The following is a 12706-nucleotide window of genomic DNA, read 5'->3' on the forward strand; positions in this document are numbered from 1 at the left end:
ATAAGACGACGCAAATTCCTCTTTTGTTTGATAAAATTTTATTTTTTTATTATCTCCACATAAAAAGGCAATCACAACATCGTGTGATTGCCTTTTATTTAAAAACGAAAGTCCGCTTCCGCTTTTCTTCATTACATTTTTTCTGGTGCAGATACTCCTACGATTGCTAATGCATTTTGAAGTGTAGTGCGTACTGCCTTCATTAACTCGTAACGAGCTTTACTTAATTCTAAGTTATCTTGGTTTAATACTTTTTCTGCATTGTAGAAGCTGTGTAATGTTGCTGCTAATTCAAATGCATAGTTTGTAATACGGTGTGGCAGACGTTTTTGTGCTGCATCCGCAACTACAGCTGGGAATTCACCAAGTTTTTTCAGTAACTCTACTTCTTTCTCAGAAGTAACAAGCTTGTAGTTCACATCTCCGCCTGTAGCTAATCCTAACTCTTCACCTTGACGAAGGATACTGCATACACGAGCATGAGCATATTGTGCATAGTATACTGGGTTTTCATTAGATTTTGATACAGCTAAGTCCATATCGAAGTCTAAATGAGAATCACCGCTACGCATTGCGAAGAAGTAACGCATTGCGTCCACGCCTACTTCTTCCATAAGCTCACGAAGTGTAACTGCTTTACCCGTACGCTTACTCATCTTCATTTTTTCACCGTTTTGATACAGTTGTACCATTTGGATGATTTCTACTTCAAGTGTTTCTTTATCGTAACCAAGTGCTTGAATAGCAGCCTTCATACGAGGAATGTAACCGTGGTGGTCAGCACCCCAAATGTTGATTAACTTATCAAAACCACGCTCTAATTTATCACGGTGATACGCGATATCTGGCGTTAAGTATGTGTAAGAACCATCGTTTTTAATTAATACACGGTTTTTATCGTCACCGTAAGTCATTGAACGGAACCAAGTTGCTCCATCTTCTTCAAAGATCTCTTCGCGCTCTTTTAATACGGCAAGAGCTTGATCGATTTTTCCGTTTTTGTATAGTGATGTTTCTGAGAACCATACATCAAATTTAACACGGAAGCTTTCTAAGTCTTTTTGAAGTTTTGCTAATTCATATTTTAAACCGTACTCACGGTAGAATTCATAGCTTTCTTTTTCATCAGCTTTCGCATAACGATCGCCGAATTCTTCAGCTAAACGTTTACCGATTCCAATGATATCCGCACCATGGTAACCGTCTTCTGGCATTTCTTTATCTAAGCCTAAAGCTTGCATGTAACGAGCTTCAACAGAAAGAGCTAAGTTATGAATTTGGTTACCAGCATCATTAATGTAGTACTCACGAGATACATCGTAGCCTGCTTTTGCTAATAGGTTACATAAAGTATCACCTACTGCCGCACCACGTGCATGCCCTAAGTGAAGGTCACCTGTTGGATTCGCAGATACGAACTCAACTTGTACTTTTTCACCTTTACCAGTATTCGTTTCACCGTAAGCTTCACCAGCGTTTACGATTGTTGGAATTAAATCTGTTAAGTAGCTATTATCCATATAGAAGTTAATAAAACCAGGACCAGCGATTTCGATTTTTTCAATAGAAGCTTTTGCTTTATCGAAATTTGCAACTAGTTCTTCTGCAATCATACGAGGTGCTTTTTTCGCAACGCGTGCAAGTTGCATTGCCATATTTGTAGAGAAGTCACCATTTGTTTTATCTTTTGGAGATTCTAATACAACGTTTGGAATCTGTTCTTCTGTCGCTAATTCTGCCTTTAATACAGCAGCCTGAATTTCTTCTTTAATCAATCCTTTTACTTGTTCTAAGGAATTCATTATTTTGCCTCCTTCAAATTAATTGTAATAGTATATCTGCCAGCTTCTTGTTCACTTAGAAGCAATGCGTAAGTTAAGAAGAGTTGTCCTTTTTTCTTTTCATCCGACCATTTAAAAAGAACGTTATCAGTCTTTGTTTGCAATGCAAACGTACCAAGTTCACTCGTATACGTACCAGTTGTCCATTCACCTTTCACATGCGTCTGACGCATAGAAACAGCACCTGAACGCATAATGAGAACTTGTTCATCTTGAATTTTAATAATTGTTTTCACTTCGCCTTGTTCGTTCGGCTCCTGGAATGTTACATATGTACCTTGACCTTTTACATAGTATTGACCATTTGCTTCAAAAGCAACGGTTTCCTTCCTCGCCCCTTCACGGATTTCTGTTACGAAATGAACGTGTACCGGCAAGCCTGCAAGTTGTTTCTCCACGTCTTGCACACCTTTCAAATGTTATAGATATTAAATACTACTTATAATAAATCACTTTTCCTATCATATCAAAAAAAGACTCTGTCTGTCTGCTGAAAAATCAGGAAAACTCCATTTCAAAAAATAATTCACTTCTACTTTATTTCATATGATAAAATATTTTTTAAATCTAAATATTCTTTCAATTAAAGAGGTGAGTATAGTGATACCAACAAAGTTAAAAAAGGGTGATGAAATACGAGTGATTTCACCATCGTGTAGTTTAAGTATTGTTTCAAATGAAAATAAAAAACTTGCTATAAAAAGATTAACCGACATGGGCTTTCAAGTTACATTCTCAAAATATGCCGATGAGATAGATCGATTTGCTTCCTCTTCTATTTCTTCCCGCATTCAAGACCTCCATAAAGCATTTGGAGACCCTAATGTAAAAGCTATTTTGACGACACTTGGCGGATACAACTCCAATGGTTTATTGAAACATCTCGATTATGATCTAATTCGTAAAAACCCGAAATTTTTCTGTGGTTATTCAGATATTACTGCTTTAAATAATGCAATTTACGCAAAAACAGGGCTCGTTACATATTCAGGACCCCATTTCTCTTCCTTTGGAATGGAGAAAGGGCTCGAGTATACAACCGATTACTTTTTAAAGTGCTTAACTTCTAATGAGCCTATTGAAGTCCTGCCATCTGAAACATGGAGCGATGATTCTTGGTATATAGATCAGGAAAATCGAGAATTTATTAAAAATGAAGGATACGTTTCAATTCAGGAAGGAGAAGCTACGGGAGATATTATCGGTGGCAATATGAGCACATTTAACTTACTGCAAGGCACACCATATATGCCAAATTTAAAGGACAAAATTTTATTTATTGAAGAAGATAGTTTAACTGGAACATCTACTCTTAAAACTTTTGATCGTTATTTACATTCCCTTATGCAGCAGCAAGATTTTGAATACATAAAGGGAATCATTATAGGAAAGATGCAAAAAGGTGCAGAATGTACGATAGAAGACATTCAAGAAATGATTGCTTCAAAACCTGAACTTGCACATATTCCTATCATTGCAAACGCAAGTTTCGGGCATACAACCCCGATTTTCACTTTTCCAATTGGTGGACGTGCAAAAATTATTTCTAACAAGGAAAAAACATCTATCACTATTTTAACGCACTAAAAAGGAGCGAATGAGTCGCTCCTTTTATGGTTTTTCTATTTTTTCCAACGCTTTTTGTGGAATAGATTCTTTCGGGATTTCAGCCCATCCTTTTCCTTGCATACCTTTTGCATAAATTTTTATAAACGCCCCCGTATGCAATTCACGGTTCATCATTCTTTTAATGATCTGTAACTTTCCGTCTTCTGTATACCCTTTAAAAGTATACAAGTATTCTCCGTCTTTTTTCTCACCTTTATCTATAACCGCATAATAATCTTGTATTTCTTTATTTGAAAAGAAGTTGTCTACAAAAGCATGTACACCTTCTGTTTTTGTGTTCAAATAATACGCTGTTCCACCTAGAATAATGGCGAATACAGCTAAAACTTTAATTACCAATTTCATACATGAACCTCCTGTTTGCACTTCTTTCTCACTAGTATTATATCTATACTTGTATTATACGGAAAAGAGCATACTATACTCTATCTAAAAGTCTTACACTTTCCTTACATTATTGTAAGGGATTTTTTCTTACAGCAAGTTCCCAAGAAAAAATTTTTCCGTTTCATACACTTTTATATTATTATTGAATGATACGAATTTTTATTACAAAAATCAAAGGAGACAGTTTTCAAATGGCTATCTTGCAAGGTTTAGCACTATTACTTGTTGTACTTTGTCTATTTACACTTTTTAGTTACCGTGCGCCTTATGGAATGAAGGCGATGGGTGCTTTAGCTAATGCAGCAATCGCAAGTTTTCTTATTGAAGCATTTCACCGTTATATAGGTGGAGAAATGTTTCATAATGACTTTTTACAATCAGTAGGAGAAGCTTCCGGTAGTATGAGCGGTGTCGCAGCAGCGATTTTAGTCGCATTAGCAATCGGTGTTTCCCCCGTATACGCTGTTTTAATTGGTATCGCTACTAGTGGATTCGGTATTTTACCAGGATTTTTCGCTGGATACGTTTGTGCTTTCGTCGTGAAATTTCTCGAAAAGAAATTACCAGCTGGCGTGGAATTTTTAGCAATCCTATTTATCGCTGCACCAATCTCACGCGGAATGGCAATGCTTATGGATCCGCTCGTTAACGCAACACTCGGTAAAATCGGTTCTATGATTTCAGTTGCAACTACAGAAAGTCCTATCATTATGGGTATTATGCTTGGTGGATTAATAACAGTTATTTCTACCTCTCCACTGAGTTCTATGGCACTAACTGCAATGCTTGGATTAACAGGTTTACCAATGGCGATTGGTAGTCTTGCCGTTGCGGCCTCAGCCCCGATGAACTTTATTTTCTTTAAACGATTAAAAATTTGTTCAAAGAAAGATACAATTGCTGTAGCAATCGAGCCTTTAACACAAGCCGATGTTGTCTCAGCAAATCCAATTCCTATCTATATGACAAATTTCGTTGGCGGTGCACTTGCCGGTATTATTACATCGCTATTCCAACTTGTTAATAATGCACCAGGAACAGCATCACCAATTCCAGGTCTTCTTGTCCTATTCGGATTTAATGACGTTATAAAAGTAACGATTGCTGCCGTACTATGTGGAATCGTTACCACTATTGTCGGATACATTGGATCTATTGTGTTCCGTAAATATCCAATCCGCTCTGCTGATGAAATTCGCGGAGTTACTTCGGAAGAGAAGGTTGCATAATGGTAAATGAAATTATATCGGCGGTTTTTTAAATATATCAGCGATTTTTTTAATATATCGACTTACCAACACATAACGACAAAGTAAGAGCCCTCTAATCATATAGAGGGCTCTTACTTTATCTAGCTGCAGCGGCTAGAATGATCGGTGGCTTCGCTTCTTCCTTCGAGGCAAAAAGCGCCTCTACGTCTGAAGCTCCATCCCCCTCACATTCTGAGCGAGCCGCTTCCGCTTTTATTTTATCCAGTTACGCCTCCTAGACCCTTGCGTCTAAGAACCTTCCCTGCCAAAAGGTAAAAAGCACCTTTTGCAGGAAAGAACCTTAGTCACCGGGTCTAAACAGTCGGCTTCACTTTTATTTCACCCAACCGAGCAGCATTTCCCGCACGAATTTGCTTGCTGCGACTGGTGTTTGATCACTATGGTCGTAGACTGGAGCTACTTCTACTAAGTCTGCTCCAACTACATTTATATTTGAATTTGCAATTGCTACGATGGAATCTAATAATTCTTTAGATGTGATACCGCCAGCTTCTAACGTTCCTGTTCCTGGAGCGTGAGCTGGGTCTAATACATCAATGTCGATTGTGACATAGACTGGGCGGCCAGCAAGTTTCGGTAATACTTCTTTTAACGGTTCTAATACGTCAAATTTGTATAAGTTCATACCTACTTCTTTCGCCCATTCAAATTCTTCCTTCATTCCAGAACGAATTCCGAAAGAATATACGTTTTCCGGACCAATTAAATCACACACTTTACGAATTGGTGTAGAGTGGGATAAAGGCTCCCCTTCATACGATTCACGTAAATCAGTATGAGCATCCATGTGGATGATTGCTAAATCCGGATATTTTTTTGCCATTGCCTTAAAAATTGGCCAAGACACTAGGTGCTCACCGCCGAGACCTAGTGGAAACTTATCGGCATCTAAAAGTTTTGATACATACTCTTCAATCATGTCTAAGCTGCGTTGTGCGTTTCCAAATGGTAATGGGATATCACCCGCATCAAAATATTTTACCTCTTCTAGTTCACGATCTAAATACGGGCTATATTCTTCAAGACCGATTGATACTTCACGAATACGTGCAGGGCCAAAACGAGATCCCGGACGGTAACTTACTGTCCAATCCATAGGCATCCCATAAATAACTACCTTTGACTCTTCAAAACTTGGATGACTTTTAATAAATACTTTACCTGAATAAGCTTCATCAAAACGCATATTCTTTTCCTCCTTATGTGGAACTTAAGGTATCCCAACCTTTCACTATTTCTCAAATTTGGAGCGAATTGCTCCTCTTTCTCGATTTACCGGGTCTTCTTTTTAACAATAAGAAGACGATTTTCTCTACAGAAGTGTAAGTAGCTAGCATGTTCAAGTCTTCTGGACAAACACCTTAAATGAGCTACTTACACTTTATTTGTTTGATACAATTCTCTTACTTAATTAAATCGCCAACAAATTTCGGTAATGCGAATGCTGCATTGTGTAATTCTTTTGTGTAGTATTTCGTTTCGATTTCGTGGAAACGCTCTTCACTTACTTCTAGTGGATCATGTTTTTTAGATCCAATTGTGAACGTCCAAAGACCACTTGGGTATGTTGGAATATTAGCTGTGTATAAACGAGTAATTGGGAAAATCTCTTTTACATCTTTAAACACAGTCGTAATTAGTTCTGGTGTAAACCAAGGGTTGTCCGTTTGTGCAACAAAAATACCATCTTCTTTTAACGCTTTAGAGATTCCAGCGTAGAAACCTTTCGTAAATAAGTTTACTGCTGGCCCTACTGGCTCAGTAGAATCTACCATAATTACGTCGTATTCATTTTCGCTTTCTGCGATGTGTAGGAAACCGTCTCCTACTTTTACTTCTACACGCTCATTATCTAATGCACCTGCGATTGATGGTAAGTATTGTTTAGAGTACTCAATTACTTTTCCATCGATTTCAACAAGAGTTGCTTTCTTTACACTTGGGTGTTTTAACACTTCGCGAATAACACCGCCATCGCCGCCGCCAACAACTAATACGTTCTCAGGATTTGGATGTGTAAATAAAGGTACGTGCGCTACCATTTCGTGATAAACGAACTCGTCCTTTTCTGTTGTCATAACCATGCCGTCTAAAATAAGCATGTTTCCGAACTCTTCCGTTTCAACCATATCTAGTTTTTGGAATTCTGTTTGCTCCGTATGTAATGTGCGGTTAATACGCGCCGTAATCCCAAAATGTTTTGTTTGTTTTTCAGTGAACCATAGTTCCATCGTACAATCACGCCTTTCAATGCAAATTTATAATAGGGACATCATTAATGTCCCCTAACAAAAATAAAACAAAACATCCAAAATGTATAGTTAAAAGTACAAAAATACCGAAAATATATTTTAGTCAGAGGGTTCTAACATATGTGCGGAAAGGGTTTGCACCGTAAAAGGAAAGAAAACCCTTTCTTAAGAAAGGGCTTTTGTCTCTATTTCTACTGGTTTACGAATTGGAATTAGGATCATAATACAACCAACTAACACAACAATTCCACCTACTAAAAACGGACTTTGTGGTGAAACAGTATGACCGATAATTCCTGATAAAATTGGAGCAATCGCACCACCTAACCAACGAACAAAGTTATAAACACCTGACGTAACAGATCTTTCATAAGGTGAAATATCCATTACATAACTTGTATATAATGCATTGTTTAAGCCAGATGCCAATCCTGATAAAACGATAAGAGTAATTTGTAACCACATAATTTTCACAAAGAATAGTGCAATTAAGAAAATCGCAAATACGAGTAAACTACCCTTTAATAATGTTTTTGGTTCATATTTCCCTTCTAGCTTATGTGCTAAAATTGCAGAACCGTAAGCTAACGCGAGCCCCCATCCGCAAAATACAAAGCCTAATTGAATAGCTGATAAATGCATAATAAGTGGTGAATATGCTAACACAACGAAAAATCCGTAGTAGTATAACATTCCTGAAATCGCACCTTGCATAAACGGTTTATACTTCACCAGGTTAAGTAATTCTCCTACCCCAGCAGCCTTACGCTTCACTTTTCGCTCCGGTTCTTTTACAAAAAAGAATACTAAAATAAATGCTAAGAAAATTAAAATACTTGTCGCGAAAAACGGATAACGCCAAGAATGACCACCTAATATCCCGCCTAATAATGGTCCGCCAGCCATGCCTAAACCGATAGCTGCTTCGTATAATCCTACTGCTTCATGAACTTCTTTACTTAATGCTATTAATAGCGTCATTGCTGTAGCAAAAAACATCGCATTTCCTAATCCCCATCCAGCGCGGAAAAGAGATAATTGAGCAATCGTTTGCGATATACCGCATATAAACGCAAATACAGTCACAATTGCAAGGCCGATTGTCATCATTCGTTTATCACCAAATCTCGATGCAAATATACCAGCTGGTAACATCATGATTGCCATCGTTAAAATATAAGCGGTAAATAACATTTCAACTTGCCAATGCGTTGCACCGATTTTCTCAGCAATAATTGGCAAAATTGGGTCAACTACCCCTATACCCGAAAAGGCAAGGAAGGTAGCCACCACTGTAATCAATCTCCCTAGTTTTTGTTTGCTCTCCATTTTGATTACTCTCCTTTTGTGTTCTCTAAAAATGTTACTGCACGATGTAAACTATCTTCGAGTTCTGCCTTTACACGTTGCATTTGCTCCATTTTTTCGTCTAGCGTTTGCACTTGTTGTTCAAGCATCTCTTTAATTTCTTGAATCACTTCACGGTCACGAGGATTTTCACTACTTCTTCTTTGCTCCATTCTTTCTTTTAACGATAAAAAATGCTGCATCTCTTGAAGCGTAATTCCTAACACTTCTTTCGCTTCCACAATTTTTTTAATTCTGGCGATATCCCCGTCTGTATACAGGCGAATGTTCCCCTCACTACGTTCAGGGGGATGAATTAAACCAATTTCCTCATAATAACGAAGTGTACGTTTTGTCAAACCAACTTGCTTTGTTACTTCATCAATTTTATACATGTTTATTCCTCCCTTCACTTGATTATTACATTTTACGTTAACGTTAACTTTTGTGCAACTGTTAGACTTTTGTAAATGTTTGTCATATTCAATTGTATTTTCCCTAAAGCAGTTTCATAATGAAAGAAAAGAGATAATAAGGAGAATTTCACATGAGTAAACCACTTATTTTCGCTCACCGCGGAGTAAAAGGAACACATCCCGAAAATACGATGATTGCCTTCCAAGAAGCAGAACGCATTGGCGCTCACGGAATTGAACTCGATGTCCACTTATCAAAAGATGGTGAACTTGTCGTAATTCACGATGAAACCGTCAATCGTACAACAAATGGCGTTGGACTTGTTTCGGAAAAAACGGTAGAGGAACTACAATCATTGGACGCTGGTAGCTATAAAGACCCTTCTTTCCATGAAGCAAAAATCCCAACGTTGCGTGAGGTTTTCATTTGGCTTTCCACAACGAACTTACAACTAAATATTGAATTAAAGACAGATGTTATTCATTACCCAAATATTGAGGAAAAAGCTGTTGCACTTGTGCGTGAATATCATCTTTCTAATCAAATTGTATTTTCATCATTTAACCATGACTCTGTTTCATTATTAGCAGAAATTGCTCCTGAAATCCCAAGAGCAATTTTATATGATACACCACTTGCTGATCCAATTGCCGAAGCAAAACATAGAGAAGCAAATGGATTACATCCAAACTTCCAGTTATTAACGAAAGAATTTGTGCAGTTAGCACAAGAGCAAGGGTATGTTTTCCGTCCATATACAATTAATGAATACAAAGATTTACAAACTATGATTGATTATGGTGTAGATGTCATCATTACTGATTGGCCAGCACGTGCCTTTGAGCTCCTTTCTTAATGGAAGGGGCTTTTTTATTTTCGAAATTTCATTGTTTAAAATAAATGAAAACCCTCAATACTAATACAATAACGCTTGTATTAATGAGGGGCTGAAAAAAGATGGATCAAACTATGAATCCAAAACTTAAAAAATATAAACGTCTTTTCTTCACCGCAATGTTTTCTTGCGTCCTTTTCTTCGTTTTTTCTTTTTTTGTTATTATTATAGTTGCAAAAATTATGGGACCTCCTCCTGTTGCGGTCCCGCAAACAAGCGTCTTTTACGCAAATGATGACACTGTTATAGGACAAAGTAATGAAATGCAAAAACGTTACAATGTATCTCTTAATGAAATTTCACCTTATGTAAAAGAGGCGACACTATCTATTGAAGATCAACGATTCTACAAACATCATGGCTTTGATATGAAACGTATTGCTGGTGCCATTGTTGCCGATTTAAAAGCGATGGCAAAAGTCCAAGGTGCTAGTACGATTACACAACAGTATGCTCGTAACCTTTACTTAGATCATGATAAAACGTGGAAACGTAAACTATTAGAAGCAATGTACACAATTCGCCTTGAGGTGAATTATAATAAAAATCATATTTTAGAAGGATATTTAAATACAATTTATTACGGACATGGCGCTTATGGCATCGAAGCTGCATCCCGTCTATATTTCGATAAAACGGCAAAAGAGTTAACATTAGCAGAAGCTAGTATGCTCGCAGGTATCCCGAAAGGGCCAAGTGTCTATTCGCCCTTTTTGAAAGAGGATCGTGCGAAAGGACGACAAGCTCTCATATTAGATGAAATGGTAGAACAAGGATATATTACGAAGCAACAAGCAGCCTTAGCGAAGAAAGAGCCACTAACTTTTGCCTCATTAGATACGAAAAAAGTAGCAGAGGTCGCACCATATTTCCAAGATGCTGTACAAGCTTCGCTCCTTCGTGATGTTGGATTAGACGAACAAGCTTTACAATGGGGTGGCTTGCGAATTTATACAACGCTAGACCCTAAACTACAAGCTGTAGCAGAACAAGCTGTAAAAGATCACATACCTGACACAACAAACATACAAACTGCTCTCGTCTCTATGAATCCAAAGACAGGTGAAGTGGCTGCTCTTGTTGGTGGAACTGATTATACTACAAGTCAATTTAACAGGGCTACACAAGCCATTCGTCAGCCTGGTTCTACATTTAAGCCATTTCTATATTATGCGGCATTAGAACGAGGATTCACGCCTGCTACGCGCTTAAAAAGCGAATATACTGTATTCACCTTAGGTGACGGCGTTTCAAAGTATAAACCGAAGAACTATAAAGATTATTATGCAGATGATTTCGTAACGATGGCACAAGCTCTCGCAGTCTCTGATAACATTTATGCTGTGAAAACGAATTTGTTTTTAGGCGATGACGCGCTTGCAAAAACAGCGAAACAATTTGGAATTAAAAGTGCATTAAAAGATGTTCCTTCTCTAGCTCTTGGTACATCACCAGTAAAACCAATTGAAATGGTTAACGCTTATAGCATGTTCGCAAATGGTGGAAAAGAAGTAAAACCTACTTTCATTCGCCGCATTATGGATCATGAAGGAAATATATTATACGATGCTCATTTAGAGAGTAAACAAGTTCTCGACAAGAGCAAAGCGTTTGTAATGGAAGAAATGATGACTGGTATGTTTAATAAGAAACTAAGCAGCTATGCTGCTGTAACTGGTCAATCGATGTTATCCAAACTATCAAGAACATATGCCGGCAAATCTGGTTCTACTGAAACGGATAGTTGGATGATTGGATTTACTCCGCAAATCGTAACTGGTGTGTGGGTCGGATATGATCAACCTAAATCTATTTCAAACGTAGCAGAACAAGGATATGCGAAGAAAATATGGACTGATACGATGGAGAAAGGGTTAGATGGACAACCAAAAAAAGAATTTAAACAACCAAGTGACGTCGTAGCGGTTAATATCAATCCAGAGAACGGTAAAATTGCTACAAAAAATTGTCCTATTTCTGTGAAAATGTATTTCGCTAAAGGTACCGAACCGACTGAATATTGTATGGATCACGTCGATGATAAAGAAGAATTTGAAAAAACGACTGAAGAAAAGAAAAAAACAAGTTGGTGGAAAAAATATCTTCCTTGGTAAAAAAATAGCTGACGGGCATCCGTCAGCTATTTTTTATTCACTTAATAATGCACGGCGCAATTCTTCACTAGATTCGTTCCAAATCGCTTCATTATGTTCTTTCAAGAACGTACCAAGTACTTTTTTAGATGATTCATCCATATGTTCAACCATAATGTGACGCTTCAATGATTTATCCATTTTATTTACGTGCTCTGGAAGTGATTTATATCCGCGGCGAATTTCACGGTCTACTGTCATTTCACAAGCTGTTACACCTGCGTAATACGCACCTGTCGCAGTTCTTTCAATCGTTACCCAAACAAGCCAAAATGGTTTTCCGTTTGGAACTTCATCTTTATTTGTTAAAAACTTAATACCTTTTTCTACTGTACTACGCGCGTGCATCGCACCAATATCAACGAATGCAGTTTTCTCTAGTACATCAACAAATACAGGTGAAATGTTTTCTAAGCTTAATGCCCCAACACCAAATCCACCATGTCCATCTGTTGAATCATTTTTCACGATATTAAAACCGATTTTTTTCTTTTTCTCTGTCATATGTAAAATC

Annotated in this window: 12 protein-coding genes; 4 read left to right on the plus strand and 8 right to left on the minus strand. The window is 37.5% G+C overall.

From position 1 onward, the window contains the following. Nucleotides 1–131: 131 nt before the first annotated feature. Both argS and MHB52_RS27510 read right to left on the minus strand, forming a co-directional pair. Nucleotides 132–1802, minus strand: coding sequence for an arginine--tRNA ligase (gene argS / locus MHB52_RS27505; RefSeq protein ID WP_001086447.1), 1671 nt, complete (start codon nucleotides 1800–1802; stop codon nucleotides 132–134). Next, nucleotides 1802–2239, minus strand: a complete 438-nt coding sequence (locus MHB52_RS27510) for a DUF1934 domain-containing protein (protein WP_000414867.1) — start codon at nucleotides 2237–2239, stop codon at nucleotides 1802–1804. Before MHB52_RS27510 ends, argS begins: the two co-directional genes overlap by 1 nt. Before the next feature lie 202 nt (nucleotides 2240–2441). On the opposite strand from MHB52_RS27510, the gene MHB52_RS27515 reads away from it, so the two are divergent. Further along, on the plus strand, nucleotides 2442–3428 hold the full coding sequence (locus MHB52_RS27515) for a S66 family peptidase (protein ID WP_061664283.1): 987 nt from the start codon (nucleotides 2442–2444) through the stop codon (nucleotides 3426–3428). Nucleotides 3429–3452: 24 nt separating this feature from the next. Here MHB52_RS27515 and MHB52_RS27520 read toward each other — a convergent pair whose 3' ends face one another. Beyond that, nucleotides 3453–3815, minus strand: coding sequence for a YxeA family protein (locus MHB52_RS27520; RefSeq protein WP_000779920.1), 363 nt, complete (start codon nucleotides 3813–3815; stop codon nucleotides 3453–3455). Nucleotides 3816–4048: 233 nt separating this feature from the next. Between MHB52_RS27520 and MHB52_RS27525 the strand changes: the two genes are divergently transcribed. After that, nucleotides 4049–5086 (plus strand): PTS sugar transporter subunit IIC, encoded by a 1038-nt coding sequence (locus tag MHB52_RS27525; protein ID WP_000996328.1) that lies wholly within the window; start codon nucleotides 4049–4051, stop codon nucleotides 5084–5086. A gap of 355 nt (nucleotides 5087–5441) precedes the next feature. Here MHB52_RS27525 and speB read toward each other — a convergent pair whose 3' ends face one another. The 4 genes from speB to MHB52_RS27545 form a co-directional block, all read right to left on the minus strand. Beyond that, nucleotides 5442–6314, minus strand: a complete 873-nt coding sequence (gene speB / locus MHB52_RS27530; protein ID WP_001209831.1) for an agmatinase — start codon at nucleotides 6312–6314, stop codon at nucleotides 5442–5444. Nucleotides 6315–6531: 217 nt separating this feature from the next. Further along, nucleotides 6532–7359: a polyamine aminopropyltransferase gene (gene speE, locus MHB52_RS27535; RefSeq protein WP_000424696.1), complete on the minus strand. Its 828-nt coding sequence runs from the start codon at nucleotides 7357–7359 to the stop codon at nucleotides 6532–6534. A gap of 186 nt (nucleotides 7360–7545) precedes the next feature. After that, on the minus strand, nucleotides 7546–8709 hold the full coding sequence (locus tag MHB52_RS27540; RefSeq protein ID WP_000444233.1) for an MFS transporter: 1164 nt from the start codon (nucleotides 8707–8709) through the stop codon (nucleotides 7546–7548). A 5-nt stretch (nucleotides 8710–8714) separates the two neighbouring features. Then, nucleotides 8715–9122, minus strand: a complete 408-nt coding sequence (locus MHB52_RS27545; RefSeq protein ID WP_061664282.1) for a MerR family transcriptional regulator — start codon at nucleotides 9120–9122, stop codon at nucleotides 8715–8717. 152 nt (nucleotides 9123–9274) lie between these two features. Here MHB52_RS27545 and MHB52_RS27550 point away from each other — a divergent pair, with 152 nt between their 5' ends. Then, nucleotides 9275–10000, plus strand: coding sequence for a glycerophosphodiester phosphodiesterase (locus tag MHB52_RS27550; RefSeq protein WP_061664281.1), 726 nt, complete (start codon nucleotides 9275–9277; stop codon nucleotides 9998–10000). Nucleotides 10001–10101: 101 nt separating this feature from the next. Further along, on the plus strand, nucleotides 10102–12153 hold the full coding sequence (locus tag MHB52_RS27555) for a transglycosylase domain-containing protein (protein WP_061664280.1): 2052 nt from the start codon (nucleotides 10102–10104) through the stop codon (nucleotides 12151–12153). Nucleotides 12154–12186: 33 nt separating this feature from the next. Here MHB52_RS27555 and MHB52_RS27560 read toward each other — a convergent pair whose 3' ends face one another. Further along, nucleotides 12187–12696, minus strand: coding sequence for a YwhD family protein (locus tag MHB52_RS27560; protein WP_016118957.1), 510 nt, complete (start codon nucleotides 12694–12696; stop codon nucleotides 12187–12189). Nucleotides 12697–12706 lie beyond the last annotated feature (10 nt).

It is taken from the genome of Bacillus sp. FSL K6-0073, assembly GCF_038006085.1.
GTDB classification, from domain to species: domain Bacteria; phylum Bacillota; class Bacilli; order Bacillales; family Bacillaceae_G; genus Bacillus_A; species Bacillus_A cereus.

Coding starts and splice junctions, on each gene's coding strand:
- speB (WP_001209831.1), bottom strand. CDS start 6,314: ATGCGTTTTGATGAAGCTTATTCAGGTAAAGTATTTATTAAAAGTCAT.
- MHB52_RS27540 (WP_000444233.1), bottom strand. CDS start 8,709: ATGGAGAGCAAACAAAAACTAGGGAGATTGATTACAGTGGTGGCTACC.
- MHB52_RS27545 (WP_061664282.1), bottom strand. CDS start 9,122: ATGTATAAAATTGATGAAGTAACAAAGCAAGTTGGTTTGACAAAACGT.
- MHB52_RS27550 (WP_061664281.1), top strand. CDS start 9,275: ATGAGTAAACCACTTATTTTCGCTCACCGCGGAGTAAAAGGAACACAT.
- MHB52_RS27525 (WP_000996328.1), top strand. CDS start 4,049: ATGGCTATCTTGCAAGGTTTAGCACTATTACTTGTTGTACTTTGTCTA.
- MHB52_RS27520 (WP_000779920.1), bottom strand. CDS start 3,815: ATGAAATTGGTAATTAAAGTTTTAGCTGTATTCGCCATTATTCTAGGT.
- MHB52_RS27555 (WP_061664280.1), top strand. CDS start 10,102: ATGGATCAAACTATGAATCCAAAACTTAAAAAATATAAACGTCTTTTC.
- MHB52_RS27560 (WP_016118957.1), bottom strand. CDS start 12,696: ATGACAGAGAAAAAGAAAAAAATCGGTTTTAATATCGTGAAAAATGAT.
- argS (WP_001086447.1), bottom strand. CDS start 1,802: ATGAATTCCTTAGAACAAGTAAAAGGATTGATTAAAGAAGAAATTCAG.
- speE (WP_000424696.1), bottom strand. CDS start 7,359: ATGGAACTATGGTTCACTGAAAAACAAACAAAACATTTTGGGATTACG.